Below are 24,937 nucleotides of genomic sequence, written 5' to 3'. Positions count from 1 at the left end.
TGGGGGCATGGACGCCGTCGCCGCCGATCCCCCGCAGCACCCCCCGCTGGACGTCCGGGTGGCGCACACCCTCTCCGCGGTGCGCGCCGCCGCAGTGGAGCTCCTCGAGGCGCAGGACGCCCGGAGCATCACCATCTCCCAGCTGTGCAAGAAGGCCGCCATCTCCCGCCCCACCTTCTACCAGCACTACTCGGGCCTCGAAGACGTCTACGCGGACATCGTGCGCCACGAGCTGACCCGGATCGCCCAGGAGTTCGACGCCTACGACACCGCCCCGGGCCAGGACGCCCTGGAACGGCTGCTGTCCTTCGTCCACACCCACGGCATGGGCAACATCACCATGGTGGGCAACCGTCAGCTCGCCTCCCGGGTGCGCCCCATCGTCGAGCTGTGGCTTGCCAGACGGGTGGCCCGCGCGGCCTACGGCACGGAGCTGGACACACTGGACACCGACCGCTGGACCAGGACGCACTTCGCGGCGGGTGGGCTCATGACGGTGCTGCGGCTGCAGTCCGAACCCACCTCCGAGGGCGACTGCGCCCCCGGCACAGACCCCCACCCCGCCCCCGAGGCAGGCGCCGACCGCACGGCACAGGCCCTGCGCAGCGCCATGGGGGCGGTGCTGAAGGACACCCCCTGAGGGGCGCCCCGCGTCCTTGAGTTATACCCCCTTGGGGTATACGGTGGCCCCATGAGCACCCAGGACACCCCCACCCGCGGGTACACGCAGGACAAGGCCGTCTACGCCCGGCGCCTGAAGCGCATCGAGGGCCAGGTGCGGGGCATCCAGCGCATGGTCGAGGAGGACGCCTACTGCATCGACGTCCTCACCCAGGTCTCCGCCATCCAGTCCGCCCTGAAGTCGGTGAGCCTGGGGCTCATGGAGGAGCACCTGAGCCACTGCGTGAAGCACGCGGTGGAGCACGCCCACGACACCGGGGACACCGCGGACATGGACGCCAAGCTCGCGGAGGCCAACGCCGCCATCGCCCGCCTGGTCAAGAGCTGACCTCCAGCCCCCCCACCCCAGCGCGTCCCCTGCGACGCCTCCGAAGCTTCCGAACCCGCCGCAGAGCCCTGCGGGCCACCCACCACCGAAGGAGAAATCCATGAACACCACCGTGAACGTTTCCGGCATGACCTGCGGCCACTGCGTGTCCTCCGTGAAGGAGGAGCTTGCCGAGGTCCCCGGGGTGGCCGCCGTGGACGTGGAGCTCAACGCCGGCGGAACCTCCCCCGTGACCATCCGCAGCTCGCGCGAGCTGTCCCCAGAGGAGATCTCCGCGGCCGTGGAGGAAGCGGGGTACACCGTTGAGTGAGCCCCCCACCGCCTCCACCGGGACCCTCCCGGACCCGCGCCCGCACGGGCCCCTGCGGGAGCTGGAGCTGGACATCACCGGCATGACCTGTGCCTCGTGCGTGGGCCGGATCGAACGCAAGCTCCGCAAGCTCGACGGCGTGGACCCCGCCGTGAACCTGGCCCTGGAGTCCGCCACCGTGACGGTCCCCGCGGAGGTCTCGGACGAGCAGATCGTCGACACCGTCCAGCGCGCCGGGTACGGGGCGCGCATCACGGGGGGTGCGCAGCAGGCCGCGCCCGGCCCTCACGTCGATGACCACACCACTTCCACTGGAGCCGCAGGATCTGGGGCGACCTCTGTGGCCACCGCGGGTTCCCGCCCCGGCGGGAACCTCCCTTCCCACCCGACCCCCGCCCCACCGGACGCGGGAGCAGGAGCGGCGGGGACGACGCCGTCGCCCGGTTCCCCTGCCGCGCCCTCTGCGGACGCGGTGACCGGCAGTCCGGCCGACCGCGCCGCAGCTCCCACCGAGGGCACCGAGCACAACGAGGACGGAGCGGGCCGGAACGAGCACCACGACCCGGCCCTGGAGACCACGCCCGCCCAGCGGCGCATGGCAGACCTGAAGAAGCGCTTCTGGGTAGCGGCGGCGTTCTCGGTGCCCGTGGTCGTGCTCTCCATGGTCCCCGGGGCGCAGTTCCCGCACTGGGCCTGGGTGGCCGCGGTGCTGGCGCTGCCCGTGGTGACGTGGGCGGCGTGGCCGTTCCACCGGGCCACCGCAGTGAACGCCCGGCACCTGTCCACCACCATGGACACCCTGGTGTCCCTGGGTGTGGCCGCCGCATACCTGTTCTCGCTGTGGCACCTGGTCACGGACCCCGGGATGACGGCGCACGCCCATCCCGGTGAGGGCATGGACATGTCCTCCCACCAGCTGTACTTCGAGTCCGCGGCCCTGGTGACCACGTTCCTCCTGCTGGGCCGCTGGCTGGAGGCCCGCGCGAAGTCGCGTTCCGGCGAGGCCCTGAAGGCCCTGCTGGACCTGGGCGCGCAGCACGCCAGCCTGGTGGCCGAGGACGGCACGGAACGCACCGTTCCCGTCTCGGACCTCGCCGTGGGAGACGTCTTCGCGGTGCGTCCCGGCGAGAAGGTCGCCACGGACGCCGTGGTCCTGGAGGGGGAGTCCGCGGTGGACGCCTCCATGCTCACCGGGGAATCCGTGCCCGTGGAGGTGGGCCCCGGGGACGAGCTCACCGGCGCCACCGTGAACACCACCGGACGGCTGCTGGCGCGTGCCACCCGGGTGGGAGCGGACACCGTGCTGGCCTCCATGGGCCGCACCGTGGCCCGGGCCCAGGCCACCAAGGCCCCGGTGGCGCGGCTCGCGGACCGCATCTCCTCCGTGTTCGTGCCCGTGGTCATGGGCATCGTCGTGGTCACCCTGGTGGTGTGGCTGCTCGTCACGGGGGACCTCAACCGCGCCTTTGTGGCGGCCGTCTCCGTGCTGGTGATCGCGTGCCCGTGCGCTCTGGGGCTGGCCACTCCCACCGCCATGCTGACCGGCACCGGGCGCGGCGCGCAGCTGGGCATTCTCATCACCTCCGCGGAGGTCCTGGAGGACACCCGATCCGTGGACACCGTGGTGCTGGACAAGACCGGCACCGTGACCCACGGGGACATGGCAGTGAGCGCCGTGACCCCGCTGAACTCGTGGTCCCGGGACCAGGTGCTGGACCTCGCGGCGGCCGTGGAGCGTCACTCGGAGCACCCCATCGCGCAGGCCATCGCAGCGGCCACGCCGCACCGGTTCGAGGTCTCCCGCTTCGACTCCGCCCCCGGTGGAGGGGTACGGGGGTATGTCCCGGACGGCATGAAGGCCCGCTTCATCGTGGTGGGGCGCGAGTCCTGGCTCCGGGACAACGGCGTGCGCCTCGACGAGCAGGAGTCCGAGGCCCTGGACCGCGCCCGCGCGGACGGCTCCACCACCATTCTCGTGGCGGTGGACGGCAAACTGGCGGGGTTCATCGACCTGCGGGACACGGTCCGGGAGGAGGCGGCCGGGGCGATCGGGGAGCTGCGCCACCTCGGCCTGCGCCCCGTGCTGCTCACCGGGGACAACGCCGCGGTGGCCCGCGGTGTGGCCGGTCAGGTGGGCATTGCGCCCGAGGACGTGGTCGCGGACGTCACCCCGGACGGCAAGGTCCGCGCCGTGGCCGACCTGCAGGCGGCGGGCCACGTGGTGGCCATGGTGGGCGACGGCGTGAACGACGCCCCTGCGCTGACCACGGCGGACCTTGGCATCGCCATGGGCTCGGGAACGGACGCGGCCATGCAGGCCGCGGACATCACGGTGGTGCGCAGCGAGCTCACTGCCGTTCCCCTGGCCATCCGACTGTCCCGCGCCACGCTGTCCACCATCAGGTCCAACCTGTTCTGGGCGTTCGCGTACAACACGGTGGCCATCCCGGTGGCCGCCCTCGGGCTGCTGAACCCCATAATCGCCGGGGCCGCCATGGCCTTCAGCTCGGTGTTCGTGGTGTTCAACTCCCTGCGGCTGCGCCGTTTCGCCCGCTGAAGCCGCCCACGCCGTCCCGGCACAAGGTGGTGGGGATGTCAGCGGGCGCTGGAGCCCGGCTCCTCGCCCTTGGTGTCCGGGTGCACGCGCTGGCCGAACTCAGGCTCGTCCGCGGCCCGGGACCCGGTGCCACCCTGCTCGGCGGCGCGGGCGCGCTCGGCCTCGCGGCGGGCCTTGTTCTCGGCGAAGATCTTGGCGGAGGAGCGGTTCACACCGGTGCCCTGGCCGAGCTCCTCGGCATTGGGCTTCTCCAGCAGCATGAGGGTGGCGCAGACCACCACGGAGGCGATGAACGCGATGCCCGCGGCGATCAGTCCCAGTCCCACGCGGGCGGCGTTGTCGGAACCACCGGCCGCTGCCACGGACACGATCACGAAGGCGACGACCGCCAGCACGGCGGAGATGACCAGGGGCCCCTTGATGTCGGTTGTGCGCCGGCCGTTGTGCTCAGTGCGCTGGGCCACGTGATTCCTCCTGGCAGTGCTCGGGGTGGGTGGGAGGCGGTTGCCACCCGCCGGTTCGACGACTGAGTCTACGCCGTCACGCTGTACGGGACGGGTGCGGACCGTGGCCGTCCGCCACCCGGGCGTCGTGGCGCAGGCTGAGTGCGGCAATGAGCTGGGAGACGCCGATGAGGATGGCCGCACCGCCCGCCACGCCGAGCTCCGCCTTGGCACCCAGGGTCTCCACGAGCACCATGCCCATGGCGGCGAACACGGTGATGGCACCGCACAGCGTCCAGTCCCGGCCCAGCGGGAACTGCCCGCGGAAGCGCATGCCGAGCACCAGTTCGGTGAGCCCGCACAGCCCCAGGACCACGGAGGACAGCAGCACGAACACCCAGTTGCTCCCGGCCACCACGGCGGTGAGCGCGCCGCCCAGGACGTAGAGAACGCCGTAGGACTGCGGAATGCCGCGGCTCGCCCCCAGGTCCACGCCCTCGTTGCGGTTCAGGCGCACCTGCAGGAAGATCGCGGAGATCCCGGTGCCCACCATGAACAGCGCCGTGACCCAGCGCCCCGCCTCCAGGGAGGGGTGCTGCCAGAACACGGTCACCGCCGCGAACACCAGGGCCACCGCGGCGCGCACCAGCGTGGGCGCCCAGAGGTCGTGGCGCACGTCGGCTCCGCGGGGGCCACGGGGGTTCTCGCCGTCGCGCGGAGCGGGGATCTGCTGGGACACGCGGGAACTCCTGGGGTAGCGGTGGGTGGTGCGCCCAGTGTATCGAGCCGCCCCGACGGCCTCCCGCTCCCCGCCGCCCACTCACCCGCGCAGCACGTCCCGCAGGATCCGGGCGCCCCGGGCCAGCTCCTCGTCCCCGGCCGTGAGCCCCAGCACCAGGCCTCCCCCGGCGGACGACGACGCCGCTCCCGCCCGGCCCGCGCTCGGCGCACCACCCCCCTCGGCCCAGTACTGGCGCAGCCCGCTCACCAGCACCCCGCGGGCGCGGGCACCCGCCACGGCGGCGGCCTCGTCCGGCACCTCCACCACCGCGTGGGCCCCTCCTGCCATGGGGAGGACGGCCACGCCCGGCAGGTGGGCCAGCGCGTCCGAGACGAGTGAGCGGCGTCGCCGGAAGGAGCGGCGCATCCGGGCGGTGTGGCGCTGGAACTCCCCGGCGCCCATGAACCGGGCGATGGCGTCCTGGGCCACGCGGGACACGGGCGAGCCCAGGTCAGCCCGCGCCTCCAGCAGCCCCGGGAGCAGGGGTGCGGGTGCCACCAGGTGGCCCACGCCCACCGAGGAGCCGAGCACCTTGGCGAAGCTGCCCAGCGTCACCACGGTGTCCGCGGCGGTGTCCAGGGCCCCGAGGGCGGGCAGGGGCTGGCCGGTGTGGCGCAGCTCGGAGTCGTAGTCGTCCTCGATCACCACGGCACCATGCTCGCGCGCCCAGGACAGCAGCTCCACCCGGCGGCTCACGGGCATGGTCCCGCCCAGCGGGTACTGGTGCCCGGGGGTGAGCACCAGCGCGTCCGGGGGCGCCACCACGTCCCAGCGCCCCGCGCCCGCCCACGTTCCGGCGGGCAGCACCGCCGGGTCCAGCCCGTGGGCGTCCACGGGGATGGGCAGCGGGGTGTGCCCGGCGGCCGCCACGACCCTCCGCAGCGCGGGGTAGCCCGGGTTCTCCACGGCCACCCGCAGCGCACGACGCCGCTCCCGCCCCAGGACCCGCAGCACCAGTTGCAGCCCGTCCCGCACGCCCGCTGTGATGATGATCTCCCGCGGGGTCCGCACGATGCCCCGGCTCACCCGCAGGTGGTCCGAAAGATGCTCCGCGAGGGATGTCTCCGTTCCCCCGCCGTGCGCCGTGGCACCGGCGGCGTCCCGCCACGCACCGCGCCAGGCGGGAGTGTCCAGCGCGGTGATGGGACTCGCTCCCGGCCGGAGGTCGAGGACCCCCTCTCCACCGGGCGCTGCCGGGGTCCGCGGGGCAGCCGCCCGGCCCACCGGTGCGCGGCGGGGAACCTGCCGCGGGGCACCCGGTGGGGCGGGCGGCGTCGTCCGCGGGGTGGGCGCCGCCCGTGCTGCTGGTCCGTCCAGCTGGAGAGAAGGTGTGATCCGGGTGGCCCCGCGGTCCGCCACCAGGTAGCCCTCCCCCGCGAGGACGTCCCACGCCGCGGTCACGGTGCCGCGGGAGACTCCCAGGCGCGCGGCGAGCGCCCGGGAGGACGGCAGCGGGTCGCCGGGGCGCAGCACCCCGCGCGCCACGAGGTCACGGACCTGGCGCACGAGCTGCTCGCCCAGGGGTGCTCCGGAGGCGCGGTGCACGGCGAGCGGCAGGTCGATGTCCCGGGGGTGCCTCACGATGCTCTCCTGACGTCGGTGCGGCCCATCTGGACCAGTCGAACTCCCCGATTATGGCTCTGTCGCTGGACCACTCACGCGCCAGAAGATGGATTCCATGACTGACACCACCCAGACCTCCGACCAGAACCCCACCCCCGTGACCGGCTCGCCCCTGGTGAAGCGCGGGCTCGCGGACATGCTCAAGGGCGGCGTGATCATGGACGTGGTCACCGCCGAGCAGGCGCGGATCGCCGAGGACGCCGGGGCCGTGGCCGTGATGGCGCTCGAGCGCGTGCCCGCTGACATCCGCTCCCAGGGCGGCGTGGCGCGCATGAGCGACCCGGACCTGATCGAGCAGATCATCGACACCGTCTCCATCCCCGTGATGGCCAAGGCGCGGATCGGGCACTTCGTGGAGGCGCAGGTGCTGCAGCACCTGAAGGTGGACTACATCGACGAGTCCGAGGTGCTCTCCCCCGCGGACTACGTCAACCACATCGACAAGCACCGCTTCGACGTCCCGTTCGTGTGCGGCGCCACCAACCTGGGTGAGGCCCTGCGCCGGATCACCGAGGGCGCGGCCATGATCCGCTCCAAGGGCGAGGCCGGCACCGGGGACGTCTCCGAGGCCACCAAGCACATCCGCACCATCCGCGCGCAGATCGCGGAGCTGCAGGCCCTCTACGCCGCCGCCCCGGACACCCTGTACGTGAAGGCCAAGGAGCTCCAGGCGCCCTACGACCTCGTGGCCGAGGTGGCCCGCACCGGCTCTCTGCCGGTGGTGCTGTTCACCGCAGGCGGCGTGGCCACCCCCGCGGACGCCGCGATGATGATGCAGCTGGGCGCGGACGGCGTGTTCGTGGGCTCGGGCATCTTCAAGTCCGGCAACCCCGCCGAGCGTGCCCGCGCCATCGTGGCCGCGACCGCCTACTACGACGACCCCGCCCGCATCGCGGACGCCTCCCGCGGGCTGGGCGAGGCCATGGTGGGCATCAACGTGGCGGACCTGCCCGCCCCGCACCGCCTGGCGGAGCGCGGCTGGTGACCGACGCCCACGCGGCCAGGACCCCGCCCACGGTCGGGGTCCTGGCCCTGCAGGGCGGTGTGGTGGAGCACATGCGCGCGGTGGAGTCCCTGGGGGCCCGCGCCGTGAAGGTGCGTGCCCCGGAGGACCTGGCGGGCGTCGACGCCCTGATCCTGCCCGGCGGCGAGTCCTCCACGGTGGACCGGCTGTGCCGCACGTTCGGGCTGTTCGAGCCGTTGCAGGACGCGATCCGCGGCGGCCTCCCCACGCTGGGAACGTGCGCGGGGCTCATCATGCTGTCCCGGGAGATCGAGGACCCCGCGCCCGGCCAGCAGTCGCTGGGCGTGCTGGACGTGAGCGTGAACCGCAACGCGTTCGGCTCGCAGGTGGCCTCCGCGGAGGTGGACCTGGAGTGGCTGGGGCCTGCGGGCGACGTCGTGGGGCCCGGGGACGTGCTGCGCGCGGCCTTCATCCGCGCGCCCGAGGTCACCCGCACCGGTGACGGCGTGGAGGTCCTGGCGCGCCACCGCGGATCCGTGGTGGCGGTGCGTCAGGGCAGCGTGCTGGGCATCAGCTTCCACCCCGAGCTCATGGGGGACACCACCCTGCACCGGCTGCTGCTGGAACGGGTGGGGTGACGCGCGGCACGTCCGGTGTCATCATGGTGCTTATCAGTTGAGCGGCTCGCCGGGCAGAGGCGGTTCGTACCCGGATCGGAGAGCCACGGATGACCATCTCACGCAGGTCCCTCTTGCGCGGCGCGGCCGGCCTCTCCGGTGCGGCGGCGCTGAGCGGGTGCGCCGGGTTCACGGGCCGGGGTGGCAGCCGCTCGGAGGACCCGGACACCATCACCATGGTCGCGTGGGGGCAGGACTCGGAGCAGAGCGCGTTCAGGAAGCTCGTGCAGAAGTACCAGGAGAGCTCCGGGCTCACGGTGGACCTGCGGTTCGTGCCCTACTCCGAGATGTTCAAGACGATCGACGCCCAGCTGCAGGACGGCTCCGCCCCGGACGTATTCCGCGTGGACTATACTTCCCTGGCCTCCTACAGCAGCGTGGGACACCTCCTGGACCTCACCGGCCACCTGGACGACGAGCTGCGGGACGACCTCATCCCGGCGTTCGTGGAGGCCGTGTCCCTGGAGGGCACCCCGTACGGGGTGCCGCACCAGACGGACACCACCGCCACGGTCTACCGCCCGGACCTCCTGCGGCAGGCGGGGATCACCTCCGTTCCCGAGAAGCTCGCGGACGCCTGGAGCTGGGACGAGTTCCACGACGTCCTCACCCGGTTGAAGGGCTCGCTCGGGGAGGACGTCTCCGCGTACTCCTACCCCTGGCAGAAGGCCGGCGCGTACCGCTGGCTGAACTGGGTGTTCCAGGCGGACGGCCGGCTGCTCGCCCCGGATCTGAAGAGCGCGGCGATCAACTCGGACACCGCGCGCCGGGCACTGGAGGCCACCCGGACCCTGTTCGAGGAGCAGCTCGTTCCCGCCAACACCTCCCCCAAGAGCGGGGTCTACTCCAGCGACGCGTTCGTGGGAGGCACCACCGCCATGGCCGCACTGGGCAACTTCGTGCTCCCGGAGCTGAACACCGCCATCGGCTCCCGCTTCGAGTGGAAGGCCACCTACCACCCGCGGGACGTCCGGGCGGCGTCGGACCTCGGCGGCAACGCCCTGGTGGTCAACGGGGCCACGGCGAAGGCGGACAAGGCCGGAGACTTCCTGCGGTTCATGATGGCCGCCGAGAACCAGAGAGCGTTCTGCGAGCAGACCGTGGAGCTGCCCACGCGCCGCTCCCTCACGCAGCACCCGCTGGAGTTCGCCGTCCGCCCGGACCTGGCGCCGGTGTTCACGGACCAGGCCACCACCATCGCCCCGCAGGACGCCGCCCAGGTCACCGTCCCGGGGTTCAACCAAATCAATGTGGAGCTGCAGGAGCAGCTGGAGCAGTGCTTCGTGGGCGGTCGCAGCGTGGCGGACACCCTGTCCCGCCTGGCGCACCGCGTGGACCAGATCGTCTCGGTGTAGGAGAGCACGCATGAGTCACCCGGCCACTGACGCCGCCGCACCCCGCGCCGCGGGCTCCGCGGGCTCCGCACCCCAGGCGGACGAAGGAACCCCCGGAGGCGCACGCACTTTCGCGCGCCGTTCCCGGAGCCGCTCCGGCGCGGATGCCGCCGGTTGGGCGTTCGTCACGCCCAACATGGTGGTCCTGCTCCTCTTCCTGTTCCTGCCCCTGGTCCTCACGTGGGTGGTCTCCTTCCAGGCCGCCACGCCCCTGGGCAGCCGTGGGTGGGTGGGCCTGCAGAACTACGTCCGCCTGGCGGAGGACCCCGTCTTCTGGCGCGTGCTGCTCAACTCGGTGGTCTTCACGGTGCTCACCGTGCCCGTGAGCATGGGTCTGGGGCTCGCCTTCGCGGTGCTCCTGGACAAGGCCATGCCCGCCCGTGGACTCTTCCGCACCGCCATCTACCTGCCCATCGTGCTGAGCAACCTGGTGACGTCCCTGATGGGGCTGCTGCTGTTCAACGAGGGCGTGGGCGTGGTCAACGGCCTGCTGCGCGGGCTGGGCCTGGACGGTCTGCCGTGGCAGTCCAACGGAGCGCTGGCCATGCTCTCCGTGGTGCTGATGACCGTCTGGACCCGGGTGGGGTTCGCCATGGTCATCTACCTCGCGGCGCTGCAGGACGTTCCCGGCGAGCTGCACGAGGCCGGGCGCCTGGACGGCGCCACCCCGTGGCAGCTGTTCTGGCACATCACCCGCCCGCTGCTGGGCCCAGCCACGCTGTTCCTGCTGGTGATGAACGTGATCTGGTCCTTCCAGATCTTCGACATCGTCTACGTGATGACCGGGGGAGGCCCAGGGAACTCCACCTCCATGCTGGTCACCTACGCCTACGACCAGGGCTTCGGGCCGGCCCGCGACTTCGGCTACGGCTCCGCCATCGGCGTGGTGCTCTTCCTGCTCACACTCGGGCTCACGGCCTTCCAGCTGCGCTCCCCCGGCTCCGGCGCCACCGGCCCCTCCCGCCGCGAGCTCCGCGCACGACGCCGCCGGGGCGGTTCCCGCGCGGCGGCACGCACCCGCCCCGCTTCCCGCTCCACGGAGGACCCCTCATGAGAACCGGACTGCGCGTGGTCCTGTGCACCGTCATCACGGTGGTCATGCTGTTCCCGCTGTACGCCATGGTGCGCATGGCGTTCTCCACCCGGGAGGAGCTCTTCGCCGGGGGAATCCTGCTGCCCGACTCCTGGACGCTCGCGAACTTCCAGAACCTGTTCGAGAAGTACCCGGTGGGCACGTGGGTGCTCAACTCCCTGGCCGTGAGTCTCGTCACCGTGGTGGTGTCCGTGAGCATCAACCTGCTGGCCGGGTACGCGTTCGCCAAGCTCCCGTTCCGCGGCCGGCCCGTCCTGTTCCTGCTGGTGCTGAGCACGCTGATGATCCCCGCGCAGGCGATCATGATCCCGCAGTTCCGGATCGTCTCCGAGCTGGGCATCTACGGCACGTTCTGGGGCGTCATCCTGCCGTCCGCGGCCACGGCCCTGGGCATCTTCCTGGCCCGGCAGTTCTTCCTGAGCATCCCGGACGAGCTCCTCGAGGCCGCCCGGCTGGACGGCGCCGGGCAGCTGCGGATCTTCTGGTCCGTGGTGCTGCCCCTGGCCCGCCCACTGATCGCGGTGATGGTGCTGCTGGCGTTCATGAACTCCTGGAACGACTTCCTGTGGCCGCTGATCGTGCTCAAGGACCCGGAGTTCTACACCCTGCCGGTGTCCCTGCGCTTCCTGCAGGGCGAGTTCAGCAACGACTACGGAGGGCTGATGGCCGCCGGGCTGATCAGCTGCCTGCCGCTGGTGGTGCTGTTCCTGGTGCTGCAGAAATGGTTCGTGCAGGGCATCGCCCGCACCGGCATCCGCTGACTTCCGGCGCAACATTGCTCGCCTCCGCGGGCGGGGACGGTGTAGACCTGTCTGTCCCGACTGCTTCGACGGAGGTCTCCTTGCCCGGCTTCACCACCCGCACCATCCACGCGCTGCACGACGTCGCCCTGGGCGCCGTGGTTCCCCCGATCCACACCGCCTCCACGTTCCTGCAGCCCACGGAGGGCGGCGAGGGCCCGTTCGAGTACCAGCGCGGCTCGAACCCCACCCGCACGGACGCCGAGACCACCCTGGCCACGCTGGAGGGCGCCGAGCACGCGTTCGCGTTCGCCACCGGCATGGCCGCCACCGGAGCCGTCCTGGGCACCCTGCGCACGGGGGACTCCGTGATCATGGGTCTGCCCGTCTACGGCGGCAACTACCGGTGGGCCACCATCGAGCTGCCCAAGCGCGGCGTGAGCACCCGGTTCCACGACGACCTCAACGAGCTCACGGACGAGGACTTCGACGAGAGCACCCGCATGGTGTTCCTGGAGACCCCCACCAACCCCACCCTGCGCGTGACGGACGTCCGCCGCATCGTGGAGCTGGCCCACCGCCACGACGCCCTGGTGGTCGTGGACAACACGTTCCTCACCCCGTACCTGCAGCGGCCCCTGGACCTCGGCGCGGATGTGGCCGTGCAGTCCGCCACCAAGTACCTGGGCGGTCACGGGGACCTGCTGGGTGGCGTGGTGAGCACGAACGACGACGCCCTGGCCGAGCAGGTGCACCTGGCCCAGATGGTCTCGGGCGGGGTGCTCTCCCCCATCGACTCCTACCGGCTCATCCAGTCCGTGAAGACCCTCGGGATCCGCCTGGACCGCCAGCAGGAGAACGCCCGGCGCATCGTGGAGTTCCTGCGCGGGCGCGAGGAGGTGGCGCGTGTGCTCGTCCCCGGCTCCCACAGCGAGGACGAGGCCCGGATCCAGGCCGAGCAGGCGGACGGGCCCGGCGCCCTGTTCTCCTTCGAGCTGGTCCCGGGCAAGGACGTCCGGGCGTTCCTGGGCGCCCTGGAGATCTTCGGCTTCGCCGTGAGCCTGGGCGGGATCGAGTCCCTGATCTGCCTGCCCACCTCCATGACCCACGGGGCGTACTCCCCCGAGGACCGCGAGCTGGCCCACCTTCCCGAGAACCTGCTGCGCGTGGCCGTGGGCATCGAGGACGTCGAGGACCTCCTCGCGGACCTCGCCCAGGCCCTCGACGCCGCCTGAGCACCGGTGGATCCCGTGGAACCGCACCGACCCAGCCGACGGACCGTCCTGGGCGCCACCGGCCTGGTCTCACTGGGCGCGCTGCTGAGCGCCTGCTCCTCCGGAGGCTCCTCGGACGCCTCAGGGAACGCGCCCGCCGAGGACCTGCTGGAGAAGATCCAGCGAGCCGGTGAGGTGCGCATCGGCATGGAGGGCACCTTCCGGCCCTACGGCTACCACGACTCCTCCGGCGCCCTGGTGGGCTTCGAGAAGGAGATCGGGGACCTCGTGGCCCGGGACCTTGGGGTGCGGGCCACGTACGTGGAGACCCAGTGGGACTCGCTGATCGCGGGTGTGGGCGCGGGCCGCTACGACCTGGTGATGAACAACATCGCCCCCACCGCCGAGCGGAAGAAGAGCTTCGACTTCTCCATCCCCTACGCCGTCTCCCAGGGGCGCGTGGGCGTGGCGAAGGACTCACCGCTGCGGAGCGTGGACGAGATCGCCGGGCACTCGGCGGCCCAGACCGAGACCTCCAACTTCGGACAGAGCATGGCGAAGGCCGGCGCGCAGCTGGTCCCCTCCACCGGTTTCGACGAGGCGGTCATGCTCGTGGCCTTCGGGCGGGTGGACATGACCGGCAACGACTTCGTGACCTTCCAGTCCTTCTTCGAGCAGCGCCCGGACGCCGGCATCCGCCTGCTGGAGGGCCAGCTCGGGGACCCCTCCGAGTCCGCCGTCCTCATGGCCCGCAACCAGCCACGGCTGCGCGCGGCCGTGGACAAGTCCCTGACCCGCCACATGGACAACGGAGATCTCAAGAAGATCTACGAGAAGTACGTGTCCACCGACCTCACCCCGGAGTCATGAGCGATTTCCTGAGCCTATGGGCCGATTCCCTTCCGCAGCTGCTGGCGGCCACCGTCAAGGTGACCATCCCGCTCAGCATCATCGCCTTCGTCCTGGCGCTCGTGGTGGCGGTGCTCGCCACGGCCATGCGCCTCAGCGGCGTCCGGCCCCTGCAGTGGCTGTCCCGCTTCTACGTGTGGCTGTTCCGCGGCACCCCGATCCTGGTGCAGCTGTTCATCATCTTCTACGGCCTGCCCGCCGCGGGGATCACGCTCTCCGCGTGGACCTCCGCGATCATCGCGTTCAGCCTGAACACGGGTGCCTACGCCGCGGAGACCCTGCGCGCCTCCGTGCAGTCCATCCCGCGGGGCCAGCTCGAGGCCGCCCGGACCCTGAACTTCACCCGGTGGCAGACCGTCCGCCACGTGATCGCTCCCCAGGCCCTGCGGATCGCCCTGCCCCCGCTGGGCAACGACCTGATCGACCTGGTCAAGGGCACGTCCCTGGTCATGGTGATCACCCTGGCGGACGTGTTCCAGGTGGGGCGCCAGATCGCCGCGACCAACTTCCAGCCCCTGGCGCTGTACGCGGAGGTGGCCGTGATCTACCTGGTGATCTTCACCGTCCTGTCCTTCCTGCAGTCCCGCCTCGAGCGGGTGTCCAACCGCTACATCAGGAGCTCCCATGCTTGAGCTGCACGATGTCTCCAAGAGCTTCGGCGGCACGCCGGTCCTCGCGGACGTCTCCCTGGCCCTGCGCGACGGCGAGACCAGCGTGGTGCTGGGCCCCTCCGGCTCCGGCAAGTCCACCCTGCTGCGCACCATGAACCTGCTGGAGATCCCCGAGTCCGGCAGCCTTCGCGTCAACGGCGACTCCGTGACCTTCGGCGGAAAGCTCACGCGCCGGGAGATCTCCGCCATTCGACGCCGCTCCGCGATGGTGTTCCAGGGCTACAACCTGTTCCCCCACGAGACCGTGCTGGACAACGTGGCCATGCCCCCCGTGCTCAACGGCAAGGCGGACCGCACCACGGCCCGCTCCCGCGCGGTGGAGCTGCTGGGAAAGGTGGGAATGGGCCACCGGCTCGAGGAGTACCCGGACAACCTCTCCGGCGGGCAGCAGCAGCGCGTGGCGATCGCCCGCGCACTGGCCGTGGAGCCGGACTACCTGCTCTTCGACGAGCCCACCTCCGCCCTGGACCCCGAGCTGGAGGCCGAGGTCATCCGGGTCATGGAGGAGCTCGCCCAGGAGCACCGTTCCCTGGTGGTGGTGACCCACAACATCGGCTTCGCGCGCAGGGTCGCGGACCGCATCGTGTTCCTCGCGGACGGCGCCATCGGTTTCGACGGCACCCCGGAGGACTTCTTCGCCTCGGACAACGAGCGGATCCGGCGCTACCTGAACGTCTTCGACACCGTCTGAGCCGATCCGGGGCCCGGGAGCTCAGAAGCTCCCGGACGCCCCGCCGCCGCTGAAGCCGCCACCACCGCCGAAGGACGTGCCCGCCCCTCCCCCGTAGGAGGAGGACGAGCTCGAGGAGTGGGACACCCCGCTGTAGACGGACGGGTACATCACGTACAGCGGCAGCCACGACTGGAACGACGGCGCGTACTGGATCTCGTGCTCGATCCCGTCCTTGTCCTTGCCCTTGCGGGGTGCGTCGTTGACGCCCGGGGCCGTGGGGTTCTGCTCGCGGTAGCGGTAGTAGGCGCGGCGCATGCCCTCGGTGACCTCCTCGTCCGGGTGCTCACGCTGGAACTGCTCGATCTCCCGGTCCGCCTGTTCCCGCAGCCTCTTCCGACGCCGCGTGTGCCGCCACCCGAGCAGGGCCGCCACCGCGGCGCCCAGCGCCACCAGGGAGCCGATCACCCAGGCCATCGTGCGCTGCGCGGCCGCCCGGTCCGCGGCGGCCTGCGGGTTGGCCTGGTCGTAGACCTCAGTGAGGGTGTCCGAGAACGCCTCGGCGTAGCGCTCGTCCTTGAAGCCGGGCTCGAGCTCGTCGTGCATGATGTCCTGCGCGTCGTCGTCGGAGAGCACCTCCCGGGCGCCGTCCGCCACCTCCACGCGCAGCTTCCGCTCGCCCATGTCCGCGACCACGAGCACACCGTTGTTCCGGCCGTCCTCCCCCACACCCCAGTCCGTGGCGACCTCTCGGGAGAAGTCCTCGATGCTCTCCCCCTGGGTGTCATTCACGGTGAGCACCGCGGCGCGGATGTACTCGTTGTCCCTGTTCTTCTCCCCGATCAGCCGGTTCAGCTCCGCCTCCTGCTGCGTGCTCAGCAGGTCCGCCTGGTCCTGCACCGCTCCCTCGGGGGGCCGCGGCGGCACGTCCAGGGCGTGGGCGGGCGCCGCCGTCCCGGTCACGAGCACCGCCCCCAGTGCTCCGGTGAGCAGCAGCCGGGGGAGCAGGCCGGGTGTCGCTGTCCGAGTGGTCCTCACGTGGTCCTCCCTGTTCTCGACGGCGGGCGCGTGCCCCGTTCCTGCCGTCCAGGCTACGTGCCGCCCGTGGCATGGACCACAACCCCGGGGTGGGGGGGCGTGCCGCGGGCCGGCTCCCCGGGGAGGGGAACCGGCCCGTGTGAGGCCGCCGTGCGGCGTCGTCGTCGGGGGACGGGGAGCGTCAGTGCCGGGCGGCGGGGACCACCATGACCGGGGACTCCGTGTCCGCGAGGACCGCCTGGGAGACGGAGCCCATCAGCAGCCCACGGAACCCGCCGTAGCCGCGCGTGCCCATGACCAGCAGGTCCGCGGAGCGGGAGGCCTCCACCAGGGCGTCGGCCGGGCGGCCCTCCAGCACCCGGGTGGAGACCTCCAGGCCCGGGAACTGGTCCCGCAGTGTGCCGGCCACGGCCTCCGCGAGCTCCTGCGCCGGAGCCTTCAGCTGCTCCTGGACGGCCTGCTCCAGCTCGGGGGTGTTCATGGGCAGGTAGCTGGTGGTGGGGACCACGGTGACCACCGCGAGCGTGAGCCCGTGGTCCGCGGCGTACCGGGCGGCCAGGGGCACGGCGGGGTTGTCCACGCCCAGCTTGTCCACGCCCACCACCACGCTGCCCGCGAAGCCCGTGCCGTCCGCGGGGGTCTCGCGCCGCTGCGGGTCCCAGGACTCGGGCAGGACCACCACCGGGACCGTGGAGTGGGAGGCCACCGCAGCGGAGACGGAACCCACGCGACCGCGCACGCCGTGGTGCCCGCGCTTGCCCATGACCACCAGGGCGGCGTCCTTCGCCTCGTGCACCACCACGGCCGCGGCGTCCCCGCGCTCGATGACGCCCTGGGCCTCGACGCCCGCCGCCCTGGCCTTCTCCACCGCCTGGGTGGTCAGCCGCTGCGACTCCTCCTCCAGCGCGTCCGCGAACGCACCGTAGACGGTCGGGTCCAGGCCGCTCGGCCGGCCCGTGGACAGCACGACCTTCAGCGCCAGCTTCCGCTGCTGCGCCTCGGAGATCGCCCAGTCCAGGGCGCGCTCGCTGTGCTCGGAGCCGTCGTACGCCACCACGATGTTCTGTGTCATCTCGTGCACCTGCTTGTCTGTGTCCGGTTGGGTTCGGAGGGTGTGCTCGGGTGTCTCTGGACGCGGGTTTCCGGGCTCACGGCACCGGACGCGGCCGCCCTGCGGGGGCGCCGGTGACGGTGCTCGGAACGCCTGTGTTCATGCCTCCAGAATACGCCCGCGGGGTTTCCACCGGGTGGTCCACCACGCCTCCCGGCGGGCCACGGAGGAGGCTGGGTGGTGGCCGGGTGGTGGCCGGGAGCAGGGCGCTCAGGACATGGCGAACATCCACCGCGGTCCGCGGATCCGCCACCCCAGCGTGGCGGCGCGCGCACCCGTGTAGCCGATCGCGTACGCGAGCCACAGCCACAGAGCTCCCGCGGCACCGGCACCGCCCCACTGCCCGACGGCCCACAGCAGCGGGAGGTACACCACCAGGTTCACCACCCCGGCCAGGGCGAGGTAGCGGGCGTCCCCGGCGCCGATCAGCACCCCGTCCAGCACGAACACGAACGCCGCGAGCGGCTGACCCACCGCCACCACGAGCAGCGACACCCCGAAGAGGGCCTGGACGTCCTGCGACCCGGTGAACAGGAACCCCAGCCGGGGCCCCAGAACGCCTACCACCAGCCCGGTGACCACCCCGAAGCCGAGCCCCCAGCGCAGCAGCCGGCGCATGAGCAGCCGCACGGCCTCCCGGTCCTCGTCCCGCCGCAGGTCCCGCGCCCCCAGCTCCTTGCCGAGCAGCGCCTGCGCGGCGATCGCGAGCGCGTCCAGGGCGAAGGCCAGGAAGTTGAAGAGGGTCATGGTCAGCTGGTACGCGGCCAGGTTCTCGGCCCCCTGGGCGGTGGCCACCACCACGGTCGAGAGGATCGCCACGCGCAGGGACAGGGTGCGCAGCATGAGCCAGGAGCCCACGGTCAGGTGCCCGCGGATCCCCGTCCAGGATGTCCCCACCGCCACGCCCTCGGCGCGGAACCGGCGGCCCAGCATCACCAGGTACGCCACCGCCATGGCCCACTGGGTGAGACTCGTGCCGATGGCGGCTCCGGCCACCCCCAGGTGCGCCCCGTAGACGAGCGCCACGTTCAGTCCGGCGTTCAGCACCGCTCCCGCTCCGGCCACGAGCAGCGGGGTGGTGGTGTCCTGCAGCCCGCGCAGCACACCCACCGCGGCCAGCACCACCAGCATGGCCACGAGCCCGGGCAGGGACCACAGCGCGTACGACGCCGCGTGGTCCAGGACCTCGCCGCGCGCACCCATCGCGGCGAGCAGCGGGCGCATGACCACCGCGCCCACCGCGGCCAGGACCACACCGAGCCCCGCGGCGGTCCACAGCCCGTCGCGGCCCACGCGCAGGGCGTCTGCCAGGCGGCCGGCTCCGAGGTGGCGTGCCACCGCGGGAGTGGTGCTGTATGCCAAGAACACCATGAGTCCCACCACGGTCTGCACCAGGGTGGACGCGATGCCCACACCCGCGAGCTGCGCGGTGCCCAGGTGCCCGATGATCGCGGAGTCCGCGAGCAGGAACAGCGGCTCAGCGACCAGCGCACCGAATGCGGGCACCGCGAGCGCCAGAATCTGCCGGTTCAGGCGCGGCGCGCGGCCGGGGGACGGAGCGTCGGCGGGAACCGGCGCGGCGGCGTCGTCGGGCGAGGGGCGGGAGTGGTTCGCGGGTGTGGAGGGCACCGCTCCAGGGTAGGCGGGCGGGGCCGCTGCGGTGGCCGGGTGGGAGGCGTCCCGTGGGCGCGGTTCAGGGCTGCGGGTCGCGCGCGTCGTAGCGCAGGAAGCCCGGGAAGACCCGTACCAGGACGAGCACGAGCACCAGGCAGACGGCCGCGCCGGTGAGGGCCGCCCAGCCGGGGCCGAGCAGCTGGCCGCCGGTGCCCAGGACGGCGTCGCCCAGGCGGGGTCCGCCGGCCACCACCACGATGAAGATGCCCTGCAGGCGGCTGCGGAGCGAGTCCGGGGTGGCGGCCTGCAGGATGGTGGTGCGGAAGAGCATGGACACGGAGTCCGTGACCCCTGCGGCCAGGAGGGTCGCGCAGGACAGAATCAGGGGCCACGCGGTCTCGGCGCCGAGGCCGTGCGAGGCGGCCAGCACCACCGCGCCGAACGCCATGATGCACACGGACCACGCGGCCACCGCGGTGGCGCACGCGCGGCCGTGGTGGTTGATGCGTATGAATGTTCCCGAGAAGAGGCCCGCGATCACGGAACCGGCCGCCAGGGAGGCGGTGAGAACCCCCACGGTCACCTGGCCGCCGCCCAGCACGGAGGCCCCGAGCACGGGGAACAGCACGCGCGGCATGGCGAAGACCATGGCTGCGATGTCCAGCATGAAGGTCATGCGCAGGTTCGGCCGCGTGGCCAGGAACCGGAAGCCCTCCACCACGGAGCGGAACCCGGCCCTCGTGGCGCCGCCCTCACCCGGTTCGGGCGGCAGGGGCGGGAGCCTGTACATGGCCCACAGGCTCACGGCGAAGCTCAGCGCGTCCAGCGTGTACGCCCATGCGAACCCCAGCCCGGCCACCGTGAACGCCCCGAGCAGCGGGCCCACCATGAGGCACGAGCCCATGGTCAGCTGGAACAGGGCGTTCGCCGCGGGAAGCTGACGGGCGGGCACCAGGCGGGGGACGATCGCCCCGCGCACGGGCTGGTTCAGGCCTTGGGCAAAAGAGTGCAGCGCCACGATCGTGTAGAGCACGCCCACGCTGCGCACGTCCAGCCACGCGTGGGCGGCCAGTGCCACGGTCATGGCGAACAGCCCCACGGTGGTCCACAGCCCGGCCAGCCGGCGGTCCGCGGCGTCCCCGATGGATCCCCCGTAGAGACCGGCCACGATCAGCGGCACGAGCGCGAAGACCCCCACGAGTCCCACGGCGAACGTGGACCGGGTGAGCTCGAATACCTCCAGGCTGATGGCGATCACCGTGAACTGGCTGCCCAGCATGGACAGCGTGGAACCCATCCAGAGCCTGCGGAAGTCGGGGATCTCCCGGACCGGGGAGATGTCGAGGAGGAAACGGGGCACGGCTCGATCCTAGGGTCCCGCCCGCCGGAACGGGATCCCCGGACCGCCCGCGCACTCCCGTGACGGGCACGCGCCGCCTCCGCGCACGACTGGCTGCGCGAGGGTGCGCCGGTGGAGGCCCGGAACGCGGCCTGTGCGTGTCCGCCGGACCGCATACCCTGAGACCACCCCACGTCCCCGGGACCCCCAGGAGCACCCATGCGCACCCGTGAACAGCGCCGGGCCGCCCGCTCGGCACGCGGCTGGCCGCGGCTGCGCCTGCACGCCGTGCTCAACGGCACCGCCGCGCTGCTAGCCGGCGCCGCACTGCTGTGGTTCACCCGCGGGCCGCTGCGCTTCCAGAACTTCCCCGCCGGGGAGGTCGCCTGGTTCTGGCGTGCAGTCACCCTCGCCCTGGCCGTCCTGTTGCCCTACGTGCTGCTGGCCATGGGCCTGCACCTGCTCCTCGCGGGCGTCACCGCCTCCCAGCGCGCGGCCCTGGGCGCCGGCCGGGCCCGCACCGTGGCGCTCGCCGCCGAGGACCCGGACGAGCCGCCCGTGACCGTGCGCAAGCTCACCGGGCACACTCCGCCGGGCGTGAGGATCCGGGCCCACGCCCTGCACGGGCCCCGCCACGAGAGCCGGTACACCCGCGAGCTGCTGGGACTGCTCCCGGTGCAGTCCCGGGTGGCCCTCGTCCCGCTGGCCGCAGGCGTCCTGGCGCTGCTCGTGGCCTCTCTCTACTACGCCGGCGGCTACGCCGAGCCCGCCCTCGTGCTGCTGCTCGGCGCGGTGTACCTGGGGTGGAAACTCTTCCGCGGCTGGCGCAGCCACCGGGCCTTCACGGCCGCCCACTGGGAGACCCCCGCGGAGGTCGTGGTGGACACCGGTCCCGTCCCGCGGGTCACCCCGCTCCCCGCGGAGGACACGGCGCACGATCCCGCCCAGCGCGTCTCCCCCTACCCGGACGACGACGCCGCGGGGCCGGCTCCGCGCGCACGGGAGCGGGCGGCGTCGTCCCCCCGTGCGCATGCGGGGTGGGAAGAGGAGCCGTACGAGACCACGGACGAGCTGCCCGTGATCGAGCAGATCCGCGACCGGTACGCCGCCCCCAGGAAGCAGAGTGCCGCCCAGCGGCGGCTGGCCGAACGCGCCGAGCGGGAGGCGGTCCGCCGCAGGCTGCCGCGGATGGTGGAGGCCGAGCGCGCAGACACCGGAACCACCGCGGGGCTCACCGGCGAGTCCGCCGAGGGCCGGACCGCCGCGCTGGACACCACCCCGCTGCCGGAGGCGGTGGAGCAGCGGCAGCAGCGCCTGGACCGCGAGCGCTACGACGAGCACCTGCGGCGCCACCAGCAGAAGCGGAAGGACCGGCTGCGGGATGCCGAGGCGCGCGAGGCCGAAGAGGCGCCCTCCCTGTTCGGCTACGCGGTGAACCGGCTGCGACGCCGCGGGGACGGTTCCTGAGGGCAGGGGGCGCACGCGGCGTCGGCCTGCTCGGGGGGGGGGGGGGTGCAGATGTCACCGCGAGCCCGGATGCCACCATGGGCCGGCGCCCACGGCCGCGTGGCGCCCACGGGTAGCACAGCACTCAGGGTGACACGGGGCTCAGGGTGGCGTGGCGCTCAGGGCGCGGGGACGTCGTCGTCCTCTTCGCAGCCCGGCAGCGCCGCCAGCACCTGGGCCTCGTGCTCCGCTCCCGCGCTCAGCTCGAAGGCGAGCACCGTGATCCACGGGACGAGCGTGCACAGCGCGAGCACCACGGTCAGGGGCACATGCACCACGGCCAGGACCACCGCGAGCAGCAGCACCACCAGGCTGCCCGCAAGGATCGCGGTGTGCAGGTGGGCCCAGAAGCGTGTGGTGAGGTAGTGCGCGGTGAACAGCCCCACGGTGAAGATTCCCACGGGGATGGCGAGTGCGCACGCCGCCACCTCGTGGTCCACGTGCAGGTGCTCGTTGCGCTCGAAGGACAGCGCCATGAGGTGCAGTCCTGCACCCACAGCGGCGAGCGCGGGCCAGATCAGGAAGTGGCTGTAGCCGAAGCCGAACGAGCGGCGCCGATGGTGGTGCAGCACCTCCCCGAAACGGGGCAGGAAGTAGGCCCACCAGAAGCCGAACGCGATCGCGGTGCCGCACACGGCCACGAGGACCGTGTCGCTCCAGTCGATGTGCTGCTCGTCCGAGCCCAGGATGTTCTGCAGGGTGATCACGGTGCCGGTGACCACCTCCCCGATGGTGATGATGGTGAGCAGCCCGTGGCGCTCCGTGATGTGCCCGGCGTGCCAGGGCGTTCCCGTGCCGGAGCGCCGTTCGGCGAGGAACGGTCCGGCGAGCTCCACGAGGACCACCACGGTCGTCAGGGCGAGGACCACCCCCAGCGGCAGCGGGGTGCGCTGGAGGAAGACCGTTCCGATCCACAGGGCCTGCGCGATCACCAGGGTCACGATGTAGAGCCGGACGGCGGGGCGGTGGGCGGCGTCGGCCCGGTAGGCCCGGCCCCACTGCACGAGCATGGCCACGCGCATGATCACGTAGCCCGCCACCGCCACGGTGTTGTCCAGCTCGCCGTGGGCCGCCCCGTGGAAGATGTCCGGGATGCCCAGCGTCAGCACCACCACCCCGATCATCTGCAGCAGGGTGAGCAGCCGGTACAGCCAGTCGTCCGTGTCGTAGGCGCTCGCGAACCACGAGTAGTTGATCCACGCCCAGATGATCCCGAAGCTCGTGAGGCAGAAGGAGGCGACCCCCGACCCCACGTGCCCCTCCCCCAGGGCTTCGGCCAGCTGGGACGCACCCTGCGCCACGGCCACCACGAAGGTGAGGTCGAAGAGCAGCTCGAGCGTGCTGGCCGCCCTCTCGCGCTCACGGGGGTCCCGCCCGGTCATGGACCGCAGCCGAGCACGCAGATCGTCGGGGGCTACCGCCCCGGAGGAGGAAAGGCTCATGCCGCCCATTCTCAGCCATGAGCGCGAGCGGACCTACCGGGGTCGGGCCGGCAGCAGGACCAGGACGACGAACGGACGCTGCCGGCAGGCGGCTACGCCAGGCGCGGCAGCGTGCGGCCGAGGGCCACGGCCCCGGACGGGATGGCATCCACCACGAGCTTCACACCGAAGCCGATGAGCACCACTCCGGTGACGCGGTCCACGACGCGCAGTGCCCGTGGGTCCGAGAGCCAGCGCCGGGCGTAGCCGCCACCCAGGATGATCACGCCGAACCACACCATGGTGAGGAGCCCGTGGACCCCCGCGAGCAGCGCGCCCATGAGCAGCGGCGAGACGCCCCCGGGGAGGAACTGCGGGATGGTGGCGATGTAGAAGACCCCCACCTTGGGGTTGAGCAGGTTGGTCCCCGCGCCGGTGGCCACGCCCAGCGCCGTGGCCCATGCGTAGCTCCGCGTACGGGTGAGGGTCGAGCGCAGCACCAGCGCGGTGTCCAGACCCGGGACCAGGGTCAGCAGACCCGCCACGAGGGCGAACGCGAGGACGGCGTCGAGGACGGTCATGCGGCCAGGCCACGCCCCGCGGGACGACGCCGTCCGCTCGCCTCCGCGTCGACCGCAGCGCGGCTGCCCAGCTGCCAGATCCGCCGCGCGGTCCACACCAGCAGGGCCACGAGGAGCACGTTGCGCACCGTCAGCACGGCGGCCATCACCGGGTTCGCGTGGATCAGGGGCGTGTAGAACAGCGGGTAGATCACGAACGTGGTGGCGGCGATCCCCAGGACCAGCCACGCTGGGGTGCGCCAGCGCACGCGGTCGTGGAGCAGCCCCACCATGACCACGGGAGCGAGCCACACCATGAACTGGGGTGAGCCCACCTTGTTGAACACGATCAGCACAGTGGTCAGCAGCAGGGTGCCCGCGTAGACCAGCCGCCCGCGGTCCGCGCCGCGCCGCAGCGCCCTGACCAGCAGCGCGGCCGCGACCGCCACGGCCACGAGCAGCAGGGGCTGCATGAGCCCGGCCATGGTCTGCACACCGGGTCCGTAGACCTCGGTGGAGTTGATGGCGGTGTTGTCCGCGATCCGCGATCCGCCGACGCCCAGCACGGCGGCCCACACCCAGGGGACGGAGAACGTGGCCTCGAGCTGCATCCCGCGGGAGCCCTGGTTGAGCAGGAAGTCCGCGATGTGCTCGATCCCGCCCAGCACCAGCACCCCGCCGACCACCAGTGCGGAGACCACCAGGCCGGTCACCACGATCCGCACCCGCTCGCGCAGCGCGATCACCATGGCTAGCAGCGCGGCGGCCGGCCACACCTTGATCCAGGTGGCCACGCTCAGCAACGCGGCACCGACCACGGGCCGGCGCACCGCGTACAGCAGCCCCACGAACACGATGGGCGCGGCCACGCCCTCCACCCGGGCGAAGCTCAGGTACCCCGTGAACGCGGTGAATACCACCCACCACCAGCCGGCCACCACGGCAGCGCGCTGCCGGTCCGGCGCCCGGTGCAGCAGGAACCACATGGCCACGGCGTTCAGCGCGGTGATCACCAGGGTCCACGCCAGCAGGTAGAGGTCGTGACCCGCGAGGCGCGGCAGCATGATGGGCACCTGCGCCAGAACCGGGTAGACCCACGGACTCACTGCGTCGCTCACGGGCGCGTTGTACCCGGCCATGGCCCACTCGCGGTACTGCTCGGTGTCGCTGAAGGCCCAGCCGTGCAGGAAGAACGAGGCCATCCATCCCAGGAAGTACACGTGCACCACCGCGAAGCCGCACCACACGGCGGCGGGGCGCAGCAGGCGCGGGCTCACGCGGGAGGGGGCGCCA

24 protein-coding genes are annotated in these 24,937 nt (G+C 72.2%); 14 read left to right on the top strand and 10 right to left on the bottom strand.

Annotated elements, in window-relative coordinates:
• Positions 1 to 7: 7 nt before the first annotated feature.
• The 4 genes from Q4A22_RS00415 to Q4A22_RS00400 all read left to right on the top strand — a co-directional run bounded on the left by Q4A22_RS00415 (position 8) and on the right by Q4A22_RS00400 (position 3,876).
• Positions 8 to 640 carry a TetR/AcrR family transcriptional regulator gene (locus tag Q4A22_RS00415; RefSeq protein WP_303176560.1) on the top strand — a complete coding sequence of 211 codons (633 nt, stop codon included), beginning with the start codon at positions 8 to 10 and terminating at the stop codon, positions 638 to 640.
• A gap of 51 nt (positions 641 to 691) precedes the next feature.
• Positions 692 to 1,009, top strand: a complete 318-nt coding sequence (locus Q4A22_RS00410; protein WP_303176559.1) for a metal-sensitive transcriptional regulator — start codon at positions 692 to 694, stop codon at positions 1,007 to 1,009.
• A 100-nt stretch (positions 1,010 to 1,109) separates the two neighbouring features.
• The gene (locus Q4A22_RS00405) at positions 1,110 to 1,319 is read left to right on the top strand and encodes a heavy-metal-associated domain-containing protein (RefSeq protein WP_303176558.1); all 210 of its coding nucleotides are present in this window, start codon (positions 1,110 to 1,112) and stop codon (positions 1,317 to 1,319) included.
• 52 nt (positions 1,320 to 1,371) lie between these two features.
• Positions 1,372 to 3,876, top strand: coding sequence for a cation-translocating P-type ATPase (locus Q4A22_RS00400; RefSeq protein ID WP_303176943.1), 2,505 nt, complete (start codon positions 1,372 to 1,374; stop codon positions 3,874 to 3,876).
• Positions 3,877 to 3,914: 38 nt separating this feature from the next.
• Here Q4A22_RS00400 and Q4A22_RS00395 read toward each other — a convergent pair whose 3' ends face one another.
• The 3 genes from Q4A22_RS00395 to Q4A22_RS00385 all read right to left on the bottom strand — a co-directional run bounded on the left by Q4A22_RS00395 (position 3,915) and on the right by Q4A22_RS00385 (position 6,681).
• Positions 3,915 to 4,340, bottom strand: coding sequence for a hypothetical protein (locus Q4A22_RS00395; RefSeq protein WP_303176557.1), 426 nt, complete (start codon positions 4,338 to 4,340; stop codon positions 3,915 to 3,917).
• A gap of 76 nt (positions 4,341 to 4,416) precedes the next feature.
• On the bottom strand, positions 4,417 to 5,058 hold the full coding sequence (locus Q4A22_RS00390) for a hypothetical protein (RefSeq protein WP_303176556.1): 642 nt from the start codon (positions 5,056 to 5,058) through the stop codon (positions 4,417 to 4,419).
• A gap of 81 nt (positions 5,059 to 5,139) precedes the next feature.
• Positions 5,140 to 6,681, bottom strand: a complete 1,542-nt coding sequence (locus Q4A22_RS00385; RefSeq protein WP_303176554.1) for a PLP-dependent aminotransferase family protein — start codon at positions 6,679 to 6,681, stop codon at positions 5,140 to 5,142.
• A gap of 97 nt (positions 6,682 to 6,778) precedes the next feature.
• On the opposite strand from Q4A22_RS00385, the gene pdxS reads away from it, so the two are divergent.
• The 9 genes from pdxS (at position 6,779) to Q4A22_RS00340 (ending at position 15,076) form a co-directional block, all read left to right on the top strand.
• On the top strand, positions 6,779 to 7,708 hold the full coding sequence (pdxS, locus tag Q4A22_RS00380) for a pyridoxal 5'-phosphate synthase lyase subunit PdxS (RefSeq protein WP_303176552.1): 930 nt from the start codon (positions 6,779 to 6,781) through the stop codon (positions 7,706 to 7,708).
• Positions 7,705 to 8,325, top strand: a complete 621-nt coding sequence (gene pdxT / locus Q4A22_RS00375) for a pyridoxal 5'-phosphate synthase glutaminase subunit PdxT (protein ID WP_303176551.1) — start codon at positions 7,705 to 7,707, stop codon at positions 8,323 to 8,325. Before pdxS ends, pdxT begins: the two co-directional genes overlap by 4 nt.
• 89 nt (positions 8,326 to 8,414) lie before the next feature.
• Positions 8,415 to 9,719 (top strand): sugar ABC transporter substrate-binding protein, encoded by a 1,305-nt coding sequence (locus Q4A22_RS00370; protein ID WP_303176550.1) that lies wholly within the window; start codon positions 8,415 to 8,417, stop codon positions 9,717 to 9,719.
• A gap of 10 nt (positions 9,720 to 9,729) precedes the next feature.
• Complete coding sequence (locus Q4A22_RS00365) at positions 9,730 to 10,812, top strand: carbohydrate ABC transporter permease (protein WP_303176548.1); 1,083 nt, start codon at positions 9,730 to 9,732, stop codon at positions 10,810 to 10,812.
• The gene (locus tag Q4A22_RS00360; RefSeq protein WP_303176545.1) at positions 10,809 to 11,612 is read left to right on the top strand and encodes a carbohydrate ABC transporter permease; all 804 of its coding nucleotides are present in this window, start codon (positions 10,809 to 10,811) and stop codon (positions 11,610 to 11,612) included. The genes Q4A22_RS00365 and Q4A22_RS00360 overlap by 4 nt, the downstream gene beginning before the upstream one ends.
• 80 nt (positions 11,613 to 11,692) lie before the next feature.
• Positions 11,693 to 12,826 (top strand): PLP-dependent aspartate aminotransferase family protein, encoded by a 1,134-nt coding sequence (locus tag Q4A22_RS00355; RefSeq protein ID WP_303176543.1) that lies wholly within the window; start codon positions 11,693 to 11,695, stop codon positions 12,824 to 12,826.
• Positions 12,827 to 12,841: 15 nt separating this feature from the next.
• Positions 12,842 to 13,675 carry an amino acid ABC transporter substrate-binding protein gene (locus tag Q4A22_RS00350; protein WP_303176541.1) on the top strand — a complete coding sequence of 278 codons (834 nt, stop codon included), beginning with the start codon at positions 12,842 to 12,844 and terminating at the stop codon, positions 13,673 to 13,675.
• Positions 13,672 to 14,346 carry an amino acid ABC transporter permease gene (locus Q4A22_RS00345; RefSeq protein WP_303176539.1) on the top strand — a complete coding sequence of 225 codons (675 nt, stop codon included), beginning with the start codon at positions 13,672 to 13,674 and terminating at the stop codon, positions 14,344 to 14,346. The genes Q4A22_RS00350 and Q4A22_RS00345 overlap by 4 nt, the downstream gene beginning before the upstream one ends.
• Positions 14,339 to 15,076: an amino acid ABC transporter ATP-binding protein gene (locus Q4A22_RS00340; protein ID WP_303176536.1), complete on the top strand. Its 738-nt coding sequence runs from the start codon at positions 14,339 to 14,341 to the stop codon at positions 15,074 to 15,076. Before Q4A22_RS00345 ends, Q4A22_RS00340 begins: the two co-directional genes overlap by 8 nt.
• Before the next feature lie 21 nt (positions 15,077 to 15,097).
• Here Q4A22_RS00340 and Q4A22_RS00335 read toward each other — a convergent pair whose 3' ends face one another.
• From Q4A22_RS00335 to Q4A22_RS00320, 4 genes are all read right to left on the bottom strand, one after another.
• Positions 15,098 to 16,093 (bottom strand): YgcG family protein, encoded by a 996-nt coding sequence (locus Q4A22_RS00335; RefSeq protein WP_303176534.1) that lies wholly within the window; start codon positions 16,091 to 16,093, stop codon positions 15,098 to 15,100.
• A gap of 181 nt (positions 16,094 to 16,274) precedes the next feature.
• Positions 16,275 to 17,165, bottom strand: coding sequence for a universal stress protein (locus Q4A22_RS00330; protein ID WP_303176531.1), 891 nt, complete (start codon positions 17,163 to 17,165; stop codon positions 16,275 to 16,277).
• A 249-nt stretch (positions 17,166 to 17,414) separates the two neighbouring features.
• Positions 17,415 to 18,737 (bottom strand): MATE family efflux transporter, encoded by a 1,323-nt coding sequence (locus Q4A22_RS00325; protein WP_303176941.1) that lies wholly within the window; start codon positions 18,735 to 18,737, stop codon positions 17,415 to 17,417.
• A 160-nt stretch (positions 18,738 to 18,897) separates the two neighbouring features.
• Positions 18,898 to 20,178 (bottom strand): MFS transporter, encoded by a 1,281-nt coding sequence (locus Q4A22_RS00320; RefSeq protein WP_303176529.1) that lies wholly within the window; start codon positions 20,176 to 20,178, stop codon positions 18,898 to 18,900.
• A 198-nt stretch (positions 20,179 to 20,376) separates the two neighbouring features.
• On the opposite strand from Q4A22_RS00320, the gene Q4A22_RS00315 reads away from it, so the two are divergent.
• On the top strand, positions 20,377 to 21,624 hold the full coding sequence (locus Q4A22_RS00315) for a hypothetical protein (protein ID WP_303176528.1): 1,248 nt from the start codon (positions 20,377 to 20,379) through the stop codon (positions 21,622 to 21,624).
• Between the two features lie 158 nt (positions 21,625 to 21,782).
• Here Q4A22_RS00315 and Q4A22_RS00310 read toward each other — a convergent pair whose 3' ends face one another.
• The 3 genes from Q4A22_RS00310 to Q4A22_RS00300 form a co-directional block, all read right to left on the bottom strand.
• Entirely contained in the window at positions 21,783 to 23,105 is a 1,323-nt protein-coding gene (locus Q4A22_RS00310) for a low temperature requirement protein A (RefSeq protein ID WP_303176526.1), read from the bottom strand.
• Positions 23,106 to 23,197: 92 nt separating this feature from the next.
• A complete protein-coding gene (locus tag Q4A22_RS00305) occupies positions 23,198 to 23,665 on the bottom strand; it encodes a LysE family translocator (RefSeq protein ID WP_303176525.1) in 468 nt (155 codons plus the stop codon).
• Positions 23,662 to 24,921, bottom strand: a complete 1,260-nt coding sequence (locus Q4A22_RS00300; protein ID WP_303176939.1) for a glycosyltransferase 87 family protein — start codon at positions 24,919 to 24,921, stop codon at positions 23,662 to 23,664. The genes Q4A22_RS00305 and Q4A22_RS00300 overlap by 4 nt, the downstream gene beginning before the upstream one ends.
• Between the last annotated feature and the right edge of the window lie 16 nt (positions 24,922 to 24,937).

Source organism: Kocuria sp., assembly GCF_030530945.1.
In the GTDB taxonomy this organism is placed as follows: Bacteria; Actinomycetota; Actinomycetes; order Actinomycetales; family Micrococcaceae; genus Kocuria.
Note: the sequence above shows the minus strand (reverse complement) of the source record. Positions and strands in the feature narration are given on the sequence as shown.

Bases quoted from the DNA above. Each gene is read 5' to 3' on its own strand.
- Q4A22_RS00415 (WP_303176560.1), top strand. From the start codon at position 8: ATGGACGCCGTCGCCGCCGATCCCCCGCAGCACCCCCCGCTGGACGTC.
- Q4A22_RS00410 (WP_303176559.1), top strand. From the start codon at position 692: ATGAGCACCCAGGACACCCCCACCCGCGGGTACACGCAGGACAAGGCC.
- Q4A22_RS00405 (WP_303176558.1), top strand. From the start codon at position 1,110: ATGAACACCACCGTGAACGTTTCCGGCATGACCTGCGGCCACTGCGTG.
- pdxS (WP_303176552.1), top strand. From the start codon at position 6,779: ATGACTGACACCACCCAGACCTCCGACCAGAACCCCACCCCCGTGACC.
- Q4A22_RS00370 (WP_303176550.1), top strand. From the start codon at position 8,415: ATGACCATCTCACGCAGGTCCCTCTTGCGCGGCGCGGCCGGCCTCTCC.
- Q4A22_RS00365 (WP_303176548.1), top strand. From the start codon at position 9,730: ATGAGTCACCCGGCCACTGACGCCGCCGCACCCCGCGCCGCGGGCTCC.
- Q4A22_RS00360 (WP_303176545.1), top strand. From the start codon at position 10,809: ATGAGAACCGGACTGCGCGTGGTCCTGTGCACCGTCATCACGGTGGTC.
- Q4A22_RS00345 (WP_303176539.1), top strand. From the start codon at position 13,672: ATGAGCGATTTCCTGAGCCTATGGGCCGATTCCCTTCCGCAGCTGCTG.
- Q4A22_RS00340 (WP_303176536.1), top strand. From the start codon at position 14,339: ATGCTTGAGCTGCACGATGTCTCCAAGAGCTTCGGCGGCACGCCGGTC.
- Q4A22_RS00330 (WP_303176531.1), bottom strand. From the start codon at position 17,165: ATGACACAGAACATCGTGGTGGCGTACGACGGCTCCGAGCACAGCGAG.
- Q4A22_RS00315 (WP_303176528.1), top strand. From the start codon at position 20,377: ATGCGCACCCGTGAACAGCGCCGGGCCGCCCGCTCGGCACGCGGCTGG.
- Q4A22_RS00310 (WP_303176526.1), bottom strand. From the start codon at position 23,105: ATGAGCCTTTCCTCCTCCGGGGCGGTAGCCCCCGACGATCTGCGTGCT.
- Q4A22_RS00305 (WP_303176525.1), bottom strand. From the start codon at position 23,665: ATGACCGTCCTCGACGCCGTCCTCGCGTTCGCCCTCGTGGCGGGTCTG.